This is a genomic window from Micromonospora sp. NPDC049891 (assembly GCF_040660295.1).
Taxonomy (GTDB): domain Bacteria; phylum Actinomycetota; class Actinomycetes; order Mycobacteriales; family Micromonosporaceae; genus Micromonospora.
Map to the genome: position 1 here is coordinate 214,780 of NZ_JBFAML010000003.1, position 14,104 is coordinate 228,883.

A 14,104-nucleotide genomic window follows, 5' to 3' on the forward strand; every position below is an offset into this window, starting at 1 on the left:
TGAACCACACGCCCCGTTCATGCCCCGTTCACCTGAAGGATTCTGCTGTGGCCGTTGGTCGTCGCTGGCTGTCACTGACAGCCGTTGCTGCGCTGGTTCTCGTTGGCGGGATCGCTGTTCCCGCCGGTCCCGCCTCGGCGGTCGACCCGGATCCGAAGTTCACCTTCGAGCTGACCGGCACGACGATTCCGGTCGGGTTCACCAGGAAGACGATCCACCTCAAGGTGACAAATCTGACCGACGAGACCCCGAGTGCGATCGAGTACCGCGCCCGGGCCGACGATTTGGCTTGGCATGACAGAGCCTGGTTCATGTGGCGGATGGGTGGTGGTTCCGGCGAGTGTGACGGCGATTCCAATGGTTGGTACTGCCGCGCCGACACGTTCACCGTTCCGGAGCTGCTGCCGGCACCCGGCGGCACGGTGGACTTCCCCATCTCCGTCAGTACCGGATCGATAAAGGAGCCCTTCGAGGGCAAACTCCAGATCGAGGTCTACATGATCTGGGGCGAGAACGGGGAGCGGATCACCGAGACCAGGGAGTTCACTGTCAGGCTCGTCGACGATCCCGAGGCCGACCTGTGGGTGGTGGCGCCGGACGTCAAGCAGTCGGTGCGCGTCGGTGCCGGTGGCCGGCTGGAATCCACCGGGACATTGAATCCGGGTGAGACGGGCGCGGTGCGGTACCGGATCGTCAACCACGGCCTGAAGGCGGTAAGCGGTGTCACCGTCACCCTTCGCCTGCCTGAGAAGGTGACGTTCACCAGGCCGCCGCAGGAGTGTGTGATCGACGACGACGGACGGTCGGCGGTCTGCACCTACGATTCGCTCGCGCTCGCGCCGCCCACCAGGAACAGCGAGCCGGACGACGACCTCCACTCCGCTGTCGAGCTGTACAACCTGGTGACGGTGCCGGCCGACATCAAGGCACCTGTCACCCTGGCCGGCGGGACCGTGCAGGTCGAGGGCCTGACCGAGGGCATCAGCGCCCGCTCCGCTTCGGAGCGGACCGTGCTGCCGGCGAACGCCGTCGCCGTACCGGCTGCCGACGTCGACGCCAGCGACAACCAGGACGGGTACGCCGTCGTGGTCGCCGTGAAGAAGGACGACGACAACGGTGGCGGGGGTGGCCTGCCGGTCACCGGGCCGCAGGCCGGGCTGATCGCCGGAGCCGGCCTCGCCATGGTCGCGGCGGGCATCGTGCTGCTACTCGCCCGACGTCGCCGATCGGTCGCGTTCGTCTCCGGCGAGGACACCACAGCTTCCTGATCCGTCCGCCGACGCCTGACCCGGACCAGCCCAGGACTGGTCCGGGTCAGGTGGTGCGGCAGCGGCCGGTGCAGGCCGGTGGGAGGGCGACAGCCGGGCGACGGTACGGGCCCCAGGCCACGAACCGTTGGAACAGTTCGCGCGGGGTGGGGCCGCCCTCCGGGTTCAGCCGGAACAGGTCGTGGGTCGCCTCGTAGTAGAGCCCGGACAGGTAGACAGCAAGGTCCAGCCAACGGTTGTCGTACTCGACGCGGAGCAGCAGCCGGGCCTCGGCGCACGGCCAGGACAGCCCGCAGGCGCGACACAACCAGAGCGGGCGTAGCGGCAGATGCTGCGGCCCGTCCAGCGGGTGCCGCCGGGGCCGCTCGGCCGCCGGGCCGCGGCGCGGCACGGGCATTCGGTTCGGGTCGGGCATCTCCACCTCCTGTGGCAACTGGGAAGGGGCCACCCCGCACGGGGGATCGCGGGGCGGCCCCGGCGCAGCCCCACCCCGTCCCCGATGGATGGGAGCAGGACCGCCAGGTGACAGTGTGGTGACCGGGTGACTACTGTCGGAAGGCATCGCCGCCGGCCGTGGCGCGACCGATGCTCGGCCGGGAAGCCCGCCCGAGCAGCCGATCGATCGTGGAGGCACTGTGGAATCCGAGCCGACCGCTGAACTGATCCGGGCGCAGTTGCGCCGGCTGCGGCTGGCCGCCGACCTGACCCAGGAGGATTTCGGCAAGCAGGTGCACTTCTCCGGATCGCAGATTTCCGCTATCGAGCTGGGGCAGCGCCCGTTCGACAGGCTCTTCCTCAAGCGGGCCGACGAGGTGCTGAACAGCGACGGCCTGCTGCTGGGTCTGCTGCGCATCGCCGAACTGCACGGCCAACCACACTTCCTGCGCCCCTGGCTGGACGCCGAGCGCGTCGCTCAGCAGTTGCGCTGCTACCACCCGACGCTGGTCCCCGGTCTGCTCCAGACCGAGCACTACGCCCGCGCGGTGATCCGGTCCGACGACATGCTCACCGACGACGAGGTGGAGCGGCGGGTGGCGGTACGGATGGACCGGCAGGCGATCCTGACCCGACCGGACCCGCCGATCCTGATCGCAGTGATCGAGGAGGCGGCCCTGCGCCGAGCCGACGAGAGTTTCCGGGGCATCATGACGCAGCAGATCGGGCACCTGCTCGACTGCGTGAAACGCGGCGGCGTGCTGATCCACGTCATCTCGGCCGAGGTCAGCGTGCACGTCGGCCACGCCGGCCCGCTGACCCTGGCTCGGGGGGCCGACGGCGACTGGGTCGGCTACCTGGAGAACCAGGTCGGTGGCGCGACAATCGACAGGGCCGAGGAACTCGCTACCCTGCACGCTATGTGGGAGGGAATCCGCAGTGTGGCCCTCCCCAAAGGACAGTCCGAGCTGCTGATGAAGGAAGTGATGGAGTCATGGTCCACGATCTGACCGGCGCGACCTGGCGCAAGTCCACCCGCAGCGCCAGCAGCGAGTGCGTCGAGGTGGCCGACAACCTGCCCGGCGTGGTCGGCGTACGCGACAGCAAGGACGCCGCCGGCCCGGTGCTCACCTTCGCCCCCACCGCCTGGCGTCGCTTCGTCGCCCACGCCAAGCTCCGCTGACCGCTGACCGCCCACCCGCTGGTCCGCCGACCCGCCGACCACTGAGCGCTGGGCGCTGAGCGCTGCCTCGCCCACCCGCTGGTCCGCTGACCCGCTGGTCAGCGGGAGGCGACCGCCAGTACAGCGTCGACGAAGGCCTGCGGTGCCTCCTGCGGCAGGTTGTGCCCCACCCCGCCGGTGACAATGCGGTGTTCGTACGGGCCGGTGAACTGCTTCGCGTACGCCTCGGGTGGCAGGTGGGGTGCGCCGTTGGCGTCCCCCTCCAGGCTGATCGTCGGCACGGTGATCGGCGGTTTGCCGGCCAGCCGCTCCTCCAGGTCCGCGTACTGCGGCTCTCCGTCGGCGAGGCCCAGCCGCCACCTGTAGTTGTGGATGACGATGTCGACGTGGTCCGGGTTGTCGAACGCCGCCGCGCTCCGGTCGAAGGTGGCGTCGTCGAAGTTCCACTTCGGCGAGGCCGTCTGCCAGATCAGCCTGGCGAAGTCGCGGGTGTTCCGCGCGTAACCCTCCCGACCGCGTTCGGTGGCGAAGTAGTACTGGTACCACCAGGCGTGCTCGGCCACCGGGGGCAGCGGCACCCGCCCCGACGCCTGACCGTCGATCAGGTAGCCGCTCACCGCGACCAGCCCCTGGCAACGCTCGGGCCAGAGCGCGGCGATGATGGCGGCGCTGCGGGCACCCCAGTCGAACCCGGCCAGGATCGCCCGCTCGATCTCCAGCGAGTCGAGGAACGCGACGGTGTCGACAGCGAGGGCGGCCGGCTCGGCGTTGCGCACCGCGTCGGCGGAGCGGAACCGGGTGCTGCCGTGGCCGCGCGCGTACGGCAGGAGCACCCGGTGGCCGGCGCTGGTCAGCAGCGGCACGGTCTCGGCGAAGCTGTGGATGTCGTACGGCCAGCCGTGCAGCAGCAGCACCACCGGGCCGTCCGGCGGACCGGCGTCGACATAACCGACATCAAGTACGCCGGCCTCAACCTTCCGCACGTCAGTGAACAACGCCCCACCCCCCGCCCCCGGCCAACGGCACCCCGTCCGTCACCGAACCTAGAACGTCGCGACGGTCACCGAGACCGCTTCCGCAGATCTTGGTCCGGGAACGCCCCTGGAAGGGCGCCGCCGGACCAAGATCCTCTTCAGAGACGCCGGCGGGAGAGGGCCCAGGCGATCACGCCTGAGACGACGCCGACGATGACGCCGGTGAAGAGGCTGCTGATCGCAGCGAAGATCCGCACGATGACTGCCTGCGTTCCCGGCGCGAGGTCGGTCAGGTTGCCGCCGAGGGTCGGCTGCTCGTCGAAGGCCACGTGCCAGAGCAGCTGATGGGTCAGTGCCAGCAGGACGCCGTACAGCAGACCGACGACGAGCAGGGTCAGGAACGGGTTGGGCACCCGCTTCGCCAGCGCCACGGCGATCCACACGATCGGCGGTACGACGACCAGCAGCAGGTTCACGAAGGTGCGCTCGTGCACCAGACCCAGGTCGTGCAGCACCACCCGGGGCAGGCCGAGCAGTGCCAACCCGAGCAGGGTGAGCAACGGAAGCCCGAGAGCCGGGCGAGGTGACGTGTCCATGCCGGCAACGCTAGGAACGATCGGTGGCCGCGCCATCCGCCTGCGGACCTGCTCGAAGTACGTCGGCAGGCGACAGCCGGTGTCGCCTGCCGACGACTCCGGCGGCCCCGACCTCGCCGTACGCTGAGTTCGTGGCCGGCCAGTCGACGCAGCGGAGGGTACGTCCCTGGGTCACCGACGTACTCCTCGGCGTGGGCGTCGCCGTCACCGTCTCGATCGTCATCACGGCGAACGAGGGTGGCCGGCACGGGCCCGATCGGGTCGCGTACCTGTGGGCGGTCGGCCTGGGCGCGTTGATGCTGGTCCGACGGCGCTACCCGGTGCTGGTGCTGGCCGTCAGCGTGCTCGGCCTGTTCGCCTACTACGCCGCCGGCTACCCGGCCGTCGGTCTGGCCGTGCCGGTCGCCGCCGCCCTGTTCTCCGCCGCCGAACACGGCCGGATCACCGCCTCGATCGTCGCCGCCGTGCTGGTGATCGTGGTCTCGGTGGTCTTCCGGCTCGCCGAGGGGCAGGACTTCTCCTTCGTCGTCGGCTACGAGCTGGCCGGGCACGTCCTGCTGATGGGTGCGGCGATCGCCCTCGGCGACAGCCTCCGATCCCGGCGGGCCGCGCAGGCGGACGCCCGACGGATCGCCGAGCTGACCGAAGCCCGGTACCGGCAGGAGGCGCAGGCCCGCCTCCGGGACGAGCGGATGGCCATCGCCCGCGACCTGCACGACTCCCTCGGCCACACCACCTCGGTGATCGCACTGCACGCCGACGTCGCCCGGGAGGCACTGGGCCGTGACGAGACCGCCGCCCGGTCGGCGTTGGAGCTGATCCGGTCCACGGCCCACCGCAGCATGGACGACCTGCGGCGGACGGTGACCCTGCTGCGGTCACCGGGCGACCCGCCACGCACGGTCGTCTCGCTGGCCAACCTCGACGCGGTCACCCGGGCCGCCTCCGCCGCCGGATTCGATGTCGACGTGCGGGTGGCCGTCGACGCGCCCCTGCCGGCACCGGTGGAGGCCGCCGCGTTCCGGATCGTGCAGGAGGCGGTCACGAACGTGGTCCGGCACTCCGCCGGCAGCCGCGTAGAGATCCACGCCGAGCAGCACGGCGATCAGCTCACCGTCACAGTCACCGACACCGGCTCCGACCCGACCCCCGACCCAGGTCCGACACGCAACGCAGAGCCGACACACAGCGCAGAGCCGACACGCAACGCAGAGCCGACACGCAGCGTAGAGCTGGCCGAGCCGCCGGCCTACCGGGATGCCGCGAACGGCGTGGTCGAGCCGCCAGCGGTGGCCCGGTCCGGGCACGGCATCGCCGGGATGCGGGAACGGGCCGAGAGCCTCGGCGGCACCCTCACCGCCGGGCACCGGCAGACAGGTTTCGTGGTACGCGCGGTACTACCCCTGGCGGAGCCGGGATGACAAGCGTGCTGGTGGTCGACGACCAGGATCTCGTCCGGGCCGGGATACGTACCCTGCTGGCGGCCGACCCGCAGCTCACAGTGGTCGGGGAGGCCGCCGACGGCCGCTCCGGTCTGCGCCTGGCCCGCCAGTTGCGGCCGGACGTCGTACTCATGGACATCCGGATGCCGGTGATGGACGGCCTGGCCGCCACCGCGGCGATCCGCGCCGACGACGCCCTGGTGGGCACCCGGGTGCTGATCCTCACCACCTTCGACGACGATGAGGACATCGTCGAGGCGGTCAGCCTCGGCGCCGCCGGCTACCTGCTGAAGGACACGCCCTCGGACGACCTGCGACGGGCGGTGCACACGGCCGCTGCCGGCGGGAACCTGCTCTCGCCGACGGTCGCCCGCCGGGTCATGGAACGGCTCGCCGCCACGCCGAGGCAGCCTCCGCCAGATCCTCGGCTGTCCGTGCTCACCGAGCGGGAGCGTGCCGTGCTGACCCGGGTCGGGCTGGGCGAGACGAACGACGAGATCGGCCGCGCGCTGTTCATCAGCCCGGCGACCGCCCGCACGTACGTCAGCCGTCTCCTCACCAAGCTGAACGCCCGCGACCGCACCGCGCTGGCCGTCATAGCCCACCGCGCCGGCCTGACGACCCCCCACCCGTAACCCCACCACCCCTCCCGCACCCACCCCAGGCCCACCCTTCTCCGCGTTGATCAAGAAGTTTTGGTCGGGAAATGGCCGATCCACGACCAAAACTTCTTGATCAACCCGTCGGGGGTACGCCGGGGGGGGACGCGCAGGTGGGTCCGGCGGGTGGGGTGGGGTGGGGGTGGGGTGGGGAAATGGGTCGTTGGGGTGGGGGGTGGGGTTCTAGGGTGCGGTGATGTTGCTGCGGATGTCGACGTCGCTGATCCGGACCCTGCGGGAGGATCCGGCGGACGCGGAGGTGCCGAGTCATCGGCTGCTGCTGCGGGCCGGATACATCCGGCGGGCCGCACCGGGCGGCTACGCCTGGCTGCCGCTGGGCAGGCTGGTGCTGGACCGGGTCACCGAGATCGTGCGGGCCGGGATGACCGCGATCGGCGACCAGGAGGTGCACTTTCCGGCGCTGCTGCCCGCCGAGCCGTACCGCACCAGCGGGCGGTGGACGGAGTACGGCGACGACATCTTCACTCTGGCCGACCGGCGTGGTGCCGAGCACCTGCTGGCACCGACCCATGAGGAGTTGGCCGCGCTGCTGGTCAAAGATCTCTTCACCTCCTACCGCGACTTCCCGGTGACGCTGTTCCAGATCCAGACGAAGTTCCGCGACGAGGCCCGTCCGCGCGCCGGTCTGCTGCGTGGGCGCGAGTTCCTGATGAAGGACGCGTACTCCTTCGACCTGGACGACGAGGGCCTGCGGGCCGCGTACGGCCGGCACCGCGCGGCGTACCAGGAGATCTTCGACCGGCTCGGCCTCGACTACACGGTGGTGCACGCGATGTCGGGCGCGATGGGCGGCTCCGCGTCGGAGGAGTTCCTTGCCACCACGCCGGTCGGTGAGGACACCTACGTCGGCTGCACCGACTGCCACTACGCGGCCAACACCGAGGCGGTGACCACCCCCGCTCCGGCGGCCGGCGACCCGCACGCGCAGCCGGCCGCCGAGGTGCACGACACCCCCGAGACGCCGACAATCGCCAGCCTGGTCGCGCTGGCCAACGACCGCCGGCTGGCCGGCCGGGACGACTGGTCGGCCGCCGACACCCTGAAGAACGTCGTGCTGACGGTACGCCGACCGGGCGGCGAAGCGCCCGAACTGCTTGTGGTCGGAGTGCCCGGCGACCGGGAGGTCGACCTGAAGCGGCTGGCCGCGACGCTGGCACCGGCCACCGTGGACGTCTTCGACGCCTGGGACGAGCATCCCGAGCTGGTCCGGGGCTACCTCGGGCCGCAGGTGTTCGACAAGCTCGGCGTCCGCTACCTGGTCGACCCCCGTGTCGTGCCGGGTACCGCCTGGCTGACCGGCGCTAACGAGCCGGGGCGGCACGCCACGAACGTGGTGTGCGGCCGGGACTTCACCCCGGACGGCACCGTCGAAGCCGCCGAGGTGCGCCCCGGTGACAGCTGTCCGGCCTGCGCCACAGGTCGGTTGACCATGCGCCGGGGCATCGAGATCGGGCACATCTTCCAACTCGGTCGCCGCTACACCGACGCCTTCGCCGTCGACGTTCTCGGTCTACAGGGCAAGCCGGTCCGGCCCACCATGGGCTGCTACGGGATCGGGGTGTCCCGAGCGGTGGCGGCGATCGCCGAGCAGCACCACGACGATCGGGGACTCGTGTGGCCGTCGTCGGTCGCGCCGTGCGACGTACACCTGGTGGCCGCCGGCAAGGGTCCGCAGCTCGACGCGGCACTCGACCTCGGTGCCCGGCTCGCCGACGCGGGACTGCGGGTGCTTGTGGACGACCGGACCAACGTCTCCGCGGGGGTCAAGTTCACCGACGCCGAGCTGATCGGCATCCCGCGCACCGTCGTGGTGGGACGCCGCCTGACCGACGGGTACGTCGAGCTGCGCGACCGGGCGACCGGGCAGCGCACCGATCTGCCGGTGGCGGACCTGGTGGAGAAACTGTCGCTCGGGTAGGCAGGAACGTGGTGTAGCCGTCAGGTGACGGGGTACCGCAGTCTGATCGGCTCGACGTTTCTCTGGAGGGGCTCTCATGACCGGCTACCGGGTCGCTGACGTGATGACCAGGCAGGTGATCTACCTGCCTGCGGAGACCACCCTCGACGAAGCGGCCAAGGTGATGAAGGAGGCCGACATCGGCGATGTCGTCGTCACCGACGGCGCGAACCTGGCCGGCATCCTCACCGACCGCGACATCGTGGTGCGTGCGGTGGCGGAGAACGCCACCGCCACCGCCACCACCATCGGTTCGATCGTCACCCGGGAGGTCGTGATGATCGAGCAGTTCTGCACCGCGGGTGAGGCCGCGTCGCTGATGCGTGAGCGCGGCATCCGCCGCATCCTCGTCTGCGACAACGAGCGCAAGCTGGTCGGCATCGTCTCCCTCGGCGACCTCGCCATGCAGCTCGACCCCACGTCGGCGCTCAGCGAGATCAGCGAACAGTCGCCGACGGTGTGAGGACGGGGCGACCGCTGGTGAGCGGGGGCCGAAGGCGACCCGTACGACGCCGGTAGCCTGGCGGAATGCCCGAGATGCCGAGCAAGCTGGCCGAGATCGTCGACGAGTTCGCCGCCGCGCCGCGTGACGTGGTGCTGGAGATGCTGCTGGAGTACTCCGACGCCGTGCCGCCGCTGCCCGCCGGGCACCCCGGCCACGAGGGCATGGAACAGGTCGTGGAGTGTCAGACCCCGTTCTTCCTGCGTGCCGAGGTGACGTCCGAGGGCACCGTCGAGACGCTGTTCGACTGCCCGCCGGAGGCACCCACCACCCGGGCGTTCGCCGGCATCCTCGCCGAAGGGTTGGCCGGCGCCACTCCGGAGCAGGTCCTCGCCGTCCCGGACGACCTGTACCAACGGATGGGCCTGGCCCAGGCGATCAGCCCACTGCGGGTGCGTGGCGGCACCGCCATCCTCGCCCGACTCAAGCGGCAGGTCCGCGAGCAGACGGGGTGACCTGGGCGGCAGTCGGGAACAGACCTGCCGGTCAGCGGGTTGTCTCCGGTCATGGAGATCGACATCTACGCCGACGTGGTCTGCCCCTGGTGCTGGATCGGCCGCAGGCGATTCGCGCAGGCGCTCGCGTCCTACGACGGCAAGGTGATCGTCCGGCACCGGCCCTTCCAGCTGGACCCGTCACCCGTTCCGTCGCCGCGCCCGACGCTCGACGTGCTGGCCGAGAAGTTCGGTGGCCAGGAGCAGGCCCGGCAGATGGTCGCCCGGGTCGTCGAGGTGGGCGCGAGCGTCGGTCTGGACCTGCGTTACGACCGGGCGATCGCCGCCAACACCTTCGACGCGCACCGGCTGACCAACTGGGCCGGCCGCCAGGACCGCGATGGTGAGCTGGTCGAGGCCCTGCACCGGGCGCACTTCACCGACGGCGTCGACATCGGCTCCCGGGAGGCGCTGGCCGGGGTGGCCGCCGCTGTCGGGCTGGACGGCGACGACGCCCGCCGCTTCCTCGACTCCGACGAAGGGGTGGCGGAGCTGACGGCCGAGCTGGCCGCCGCCCGACAGCTCGGGGTGACGAGCGTGCCCACCTTCGTACTCGCCGGCAGGTACGCGGTGACCGGGGCGCAGGAACCGGCCACCCTGCTCGCCGCCCTCACCGAGGTCGAGCAGCGCGAGGCCGCCGCACACTGACGCCCGGCCATCGACGTCGTTGATGTTTCACGTGCAACGACATCGATCACGGTCGACGGTCAGGCCGGCCGGGCCAGGTCTTCCACCACCCGCGCGCCGGGCAGTGCGGCAACCGCCGCGCCCGGCAGCGCGATCTTGCTGTGCCGTACGCCCGACCCGATCACCACGTACGGCATGGCCACCACCCGCGCGTCGACCAGGATCGGCCACTGCAACGGCAGCCCGATCGGTGTGATCCCGCCGTACTCCATGCCTGTCAACTCGACCGCGTCGGCCATCGGCGCGAAACTCGCCTTGCGTACGTCAAGCGCCCGGCGGGCCACCCCGTTCACGTCGGCCCGGGTGGTGGCCAGCACCAGGCAGGCCGCGTACCGGGTCACCCCCTCGCGCTTACCGGCCACGACCACACAGTTGGCCGACTCGTCCAACCCGACGTCGTACGCGGCGCAGAACGCCGCGGTGTCGGCGAGGTCGGCGTCGATCGGCGCGACAAGCACCGTGTCGACGTCCACCGGGGAGTCGGCCGGCCACTGGGCTAGCGCGGCGGCGACCGGCGGAGCCAACAGGTCGGTACGGGTGCGAGCGGGCTCGGTCTTCAGCGTTCCCATCACGCCTGTGATCGTCGCATCCGGCGTCGGCGACGCGGGCAGGGACCGGCATCAGGACCGGCTGACGCTCGTGACCGACCGTCAGCCTCCGTTTGTCAGGAAGCCGTGCCGCTCCAGCATCGCCCGGTCGCGGGAGGCGGCCATCTCCTCCGCCCGGGCGGCCTGGACGCGGCGCACCTCGATGTCCTCCAGGGCGTGCCGCACCGCGAGCCGGATCACCCCGTAGAGGAAGACGAACCCGCAGACGTACAGAAGGCTGGTGACGACGAACGTGAGCATGGCTCGACGGTAGGGCGAACGTGAACCCGAGCAGGTGTCATCGGACCGGCGTTCGCCCGTACGTGTCCGACAGGTAGTCGGCCCAGGTCCGCCGGCCCGCCGGTCGGGCGTCGGTGACCAGGCCACCGGATCGCAGTTCCCGGCCGAGTCGACCGGGGAACCGGATCGGGAGCAGTGGACGGCGGGAGCCGCGCGCCTGCCGCCAGGCCCGTACCGCCTCGTCGAAGCGCTGCGTCTCGGGGCCGCCGTACTCCACGATGCCGCCGCGTGCCCCGGCCTGGAGCAGCTCGATCAGCTTGTCGGCCACCTCGCCCGGGTCGACCGGCTGGGCCAGCACCGCCCGGTCACCGATCACCGGACCGAACCTGCTGGACATCTGCAGCAGATGGTCGATGAACGGGAAGAACTGGGTGGCCCGCAGCACCGTCCACGGCACTTCCCCGTTGGCGATGACCTGCTCGGCGGCGAGTTTGTGCCGGTAGTAGGAGTAGGGCACTCGGTCCACGCCGACGATCGAGACGTACACCAGGTGCTGCACCCCGGCGTCAGCCGCGGCGTTGACCAGGCGACGGGTGCCGAGCACGTCGATCTGGTGGGTTCGCCGGGTCGGCGAGGACGCCAGGTGCAGCACCGCGTCCACGCCGGCCACCGCCGAGGCGAGCCCTTCGCCGGTGGCCAGGTCCGCCACCACCCACCGGACCCCCGATCCGGTACGCGGCCGGCGGCTGGTGGCCCGCACCTCGAACCCCGCGTCGACCAGCCTGGGCAGCACTTCCCGGCCCAGCGTGCCGCCCGCTCCGGTGACAAGTACGCGCATGTCAACCTCCCTCGTCGCCCGCTCGACGGATCGGACCGTCCCCCGCGTGACCAGCTGTGAGCGGGCTCACTTGACCAGGTCGAGCACGGTGATCACCACGAAGAGCCCGATGACCGCCTCACTGACCAGCCAGGAGTTGCTGTTCGCCCAGTCCCGGATCCGCGGTAGCACCGCCGCCGCCCGGCGGCCGAGCAGCAGCAGGGCCAGCAACGGAAGGGCGAGCAGGGCCAGGGTGAGCAGCGTGAAGGGCAGCAGATGCCACCACGGCAGGTCGTGGCGTGCGGCGCTGGCCCCGACGGTGGCCATGGTCAGGTCGTCGGAGGGCATGGCCAGAAACAGCAGCAGGCCCACCTTCAGCGCGTACCCGGGGCTGGCGTGTTGGAGTTGGCCCATCCAACGCGGCGGTCCCGAGTGCCGGCGCAGGAACACGACCACCGCCAGCACCGCGAGCAGCGCCAGGACGAACCAGTCGAGCCACCGTTCGACGGTGCCCCGACCCGGACCCGTGAAATTGATCTTGAACAGGTGGACCGCCAGCCAGGCCAGGGTCGTACCACCGAACACGACAAGCGCCGCGCCCGCCAGGTAGCCCAGCGAGGCGGCCCGTGGCCGGTCGGACGAGGCGAAGAAGACCGCCGCCACCAGTTGGGTTCCGGCGACCATCACCACGGCCAGCGGCAACAGCGTCAGGAAGGTCATCGCCAGCTCATCCTGCCGGCTGCCCCGACCACGCACGGCCACTTCGGCAATCCCCCGCCACCCGACCCGGATCAGGAGGCGGCCGGCCCGGTCAGGCCGGCGCCGAACGCGGCACGGGCACGACCCGACCGGCGAGCAGGGCCCCGACCAGCGCCAGCCCAGCCGCCACGGCGAGGGTCACCCCGTAGTCGAACCGCCCGGGTGCCACCCCGGCGGCGAGTACCGCCCCGGTGAGTGCCAGCACCGTCGCCGCCGCGAGCGAGTCGCACAGTTGCAGGGACGAGCTGTTGCGCCCCTGTTCGCCTGGAGCCGACAGCTCCAGGGTGAGCGCCGACAGCGACGGATACAGCAGGCCCATGCCGAGGCCGGCGACCGCCCAGCCGAGAATCCCCACCCACACCGGCACCGCCGGGACCACCCAGCCACCCACCACAGCGGTACCGACCGTGATGCAGGTGAGGCCGGCCCTCGGCAGGGTGCCCCGGGACCGGGGTGCCCGGATCCGCCCCTGCAACCAGGAGCCGAGCGACCAGGAGAGCGCGCCGGTGGTCAACACCAGCCCCGCCGCCGTCGGCGAGAACCCCCGCTCACGGGACAGCATCAACGGGATCACCACCTCGGCACCCACGAACGCGGCCGAGGCCAACCCGCGCAGCCCGACCACGGTGGGCAGGCCGCGACCAGCCCGCAGGAACCCGGCCGGCAGCAGTCGCGGAACGCTGATCAGCAGGCCGACCAGGGCCAACCCGACCAGGGTCACGGCGGCGGCGCCGCGCTGCTGACCCCCGATGTGCAGCAGTGCGGCGCTCACCCCCGCCCCACCGGCCCAACCGATCCGCGCCAGCGCCCCGACGGAGCGGCGCGTCGGGTTGGTCGCGCCGATCGACCGCAAGCCCGGATGGATCAACAGGACCGCCGGCACCGCCACCACCGGCACCGCCAGGAAGACCCACCGCCAGCCGACGTGCTCCACGACCAACCCCGCCACCACCGGCCCGACCAGCGACGGGACCACCCACGCCGCAGCGAACGCGGCGAAGATCCGGCGATGCAGCCGCTCCGGGTACGCCTGGCCGACGATCACGTACAGCGCCACCGACAGCAGCCCCGAGCCGAAGCCCTGCACGATCCGACCGACCACGAGCGTCGACATGGCGGTGGCGGCACCGGCCAGCAGCAGCCCCGCGACGAACCCGACGAGACCGGACCACATCGGCGCACGTGGGCCCCGGGCGTCACACCAGATGCCGGAGAGCACCATCGCCACCACGCCGGCCGCGAACGGGCCACCGAAAGCGATCCCGTACAACGCCAGACCGTCAAGTGCCCGGGCGACCGTGGGCATGGCGGTACCCACCGCCAGCGCCTCGAAGGCCAGCAACGAGACGAGCGCCACGCTGCCCACCGTCATCGCCCGCAGCCGAGGGGAGAAGAGCGACTCGGCGCGTACCGGAGACGGGGCGATCAGCATGGGGCAAGCCTCGGACCTCAACCCATCTTCAAGTCAAGGGTGACGCCGCTT

At 71.2% G+C, this 14,104-nt stretch carries 18 protein-coding genes; 10 read left to right on the forward strand and 8 right to left on the reverse strand.

Annotated features, from left to right (window positions below):
• The first annotated feature begins 47 nt into the window (after positions 1-47).
• Entirely contained in the window at positions 48-1,268 is a 1,221-nt protein-coding gene (locus tag AB0I71_RS06380) for a hypothetical protein (RefSeq protein WP_357582193.1), read from the forward strand.
• Positions 1,269-1,314: 46 nt separating this feature from the next.
• On the opposite strand, the gene AB0I71_RS06385 is transcribed toward AB0I71_RS06380, so the two are convergent.
• Entirely contained in the window at positions 1,315-1,683 is a 369-nt protein-coding gene (locus AB0I71_RS06385) for a hypothetical protein (protein ID WP_357582194.1), read from the reverse strand.
• A 220-nt stretch (positions 1,684-1,903) separates the two neighbouring features.
• Here AB0I71_RS06385 and AB0I71_RS06390 point away from each other — a divergent pair, with 220 nt between their 5' ends.
• Positions 1,904-2,713, forward strand: coding sequence for a helix-turn-helix transcriptional regulator (locus AB0I71_RS06390; RefSeq protein ID WP_357582195.1), 810 nt, complete (start codon positions 1,904-1,906; stop codon positions 2,711-2,713).
• On the forward strand, positions 2,698-2,886 hold the full coding sequence (locus AB0I71_RS06395; RefSeq protein ID WP_357582196.1) for a DUF397 domain-containing protein: 189 nt from the start codon (positions 2,698-2,700) through the stop codon (positions 2,884-2,886). The genes AB0I71_RS06390 and AB0I71_RS06395 overlap by 16 nt, the downstream gene beginning before the upstream one ends.
• Positions 2,887-2,984: 98 nt before the next feature.
• On the opposite strand, the gene AB0I71_RS06400 is transcribed toward AB0I71_RS06395, so the two are convergent.
• Together AB0I71_RS06400 and AB0I71_RS06405 are read right to left on the reverse strand one after the other, a co-directional pair.
• On the reverse strand, positions 2,985-3,881 hold the full coding sequence (locus tag AB0I71_RS06400; protein WP_357582197.1) for an alpha/beta hydrolase: 897 nt from the start codon (positions 3,879-3,881) through the stop codon (positions 2,985-2,987).
• A gap of 137 nt (positions 3,882-4,018) precedes the next feature.
• The gene (locus tag AB0I71_RS06405) at positions 4,019-4,456 is read right to left on the reverse strand and encodes a hypothetical protein (protein ID WP_357582198.1); all 438 of its coding nucleotides are present in this window, start codon (positions 4,454-4,456) and stop codon (positions 4,019-4,021) included.
• Here AB0I71_RS06405 and AB0I71_RS06410 point away from each other — a divergent pair.
• From AB0I71_RS06410 to AB0I71_RS06440, 7 genes are all read left to right on the forward strand, one after another.
• On the forward strand, positions 4,455-4,583 hold the full coding sequence (locus tag AB0I71_RS06410) for a hypothetical protein (protein ID WP_357582199.1): 129 nt from the start codon (positions 4,455-4,457) through the stop codon (positions 4,581-4,583). The two genes, AB0I71_RS06405 and AB0I71_RS06410, sit on opposite strands and share 2 nt — an antisense overlap.
• Positions 4,584-4,587: 4 nt before the next feature.
• Positions 4,588-5,877: a histidine kinase gene (locus AB0I71_RS06415; protein WP_357582200.1), complete on the forward strand. Its 1,290-nt coding sequence runs from the start codon at positions 4,588-4,590 to the stop codon at positions 5,875-5,877.
• The gene (locus AB0I71_RS06420) at positions 5,874-6,533 is read left to right on the forward strand and encodes a response regulator transcription factor (protein WP_357582201.1); all 660 of its coding nucleotides are present in this window, start codon (positions 5,874-5,876) and stop codon (positions 6,531-6,533) included. Before AB0I71_RS06415 ends, AB0I71_RS06420 begins: the two co-directional genes overlap by 4 nt.
• Positions 6,534-6,753: 220 nt before the next feature.
• Positions 6,754-8,496, forward strand: a complete 1,743-nt coding sequence (locus AB0I71_RS06425) for a proline--tRNA ligase (protein WP_357582202.1) — start codon at positions 6,754-6,756, stop codon at positions 8,494-8,496.
• Positions 8,497-8,572: 76 nt separating this feature from the next.
• Positions 8,573-8,998, forward strand: a complete 426-nt coding sequence (locus AB0I71_RS06430) for a CBS domain-containing protein (protein ID WP_357582203.1) — start codon at positions 8,573-8,575, stop codon at positions 8,996-8,998.
• Between the two features lie 65 nt (positions 8,999-9,063).
• The gene (locus tag AB0I71_RS06435) at positions 9,064-9,492 is read left to right on the forward strand and encodes a SufE family protein (RefSeq protein WP_357582204.1); all 429 of its coding nucleotides are present in this window, start codon (positions 9,064-9,066) and stop codon (positions 9,490-9,492) included.
• Between the two features lie 51 nt (positions 9,493-9,543).
• On the forward strand, positions 9,544-10,179 hold the full coding sequence (locus tag AB0I71_RS06440; protein WP_357582205.1) for a DsbA family oxidoreductase: 636 nt from the start codon (positions 9,544-9,546) through the stop codon (positions 10,177-10,179).
• A 59-nt stretch (positions 10,180-10,238) separates the two neighbouring features.
• Here AB0I71_RS06440 and AB0I71_RS06445 read toward each other — a convergent pair whose 3' ends face one another.
• From AB0I71_RS06445 to AB0I71_RS06465, 5 genes are all read right to left on the reverse strand, one after another.
• On the reverse strand, positions 10,239-10,787 hold the full coding sequence (locus AB0I71_RS06445; RefSeq protein WP_357582357.1) for a YbaK/EbsC family protein: 549 nt from the start codon (positions 10,785-10,787) through the stop codon (positions 10,239-10,241).
• 81 nt (positions 10,788-10,868) lie between these two features.
• Positions 10,869-11,066, reverse strand: coding sequence for a hypothetical protein (locus tag AB0I71_RS06450; protein WP_357582206.1), 198 nt, complete (start codon positions 11,064-11,066; stop codon positions 10,869-10,871).
• Between the two features lie 37 nt (positions 11,067-11,103).
• Positions 11,104-11,883, reverse strand: coding sequence for an NAD(P)H-binding protein (locus tag AB0I71_RS06455; RefSeq protein ID WP_357582207.1), 780 nt, complete (start codon positions 11,881-11,883; stop codon positions 11,104-11,106).
• A gap of 66 nt (positions 11,884-11,949) precedes the next feature.
• Positions 11,950-12,624 (reverse strand): GAP family protein, encoded by a 675-nt coding sequence (locus tag AB0I71_RS06460; protein WP_357582208.1) that lies wholly within the window; start codon positions 12,622-12,624, stop codon positions 11,950-11,952.
• Positions 12,625-12,673: 49 nt separating this feature from the next.
• The gene (locus AB0I71_RS06465; protein WP_357582209.1) at positions 12,674-14,053 is read right to left on the reverse strand and encodes an MFS transporter; all 1,380 of its coding nucleotides are present in this window, start codon (positions 14,051-14,053) and stop codon (positions 12,674-12,676) included.
• Positions 14,054-14,104: the final 51 nt, after the last annotated feature.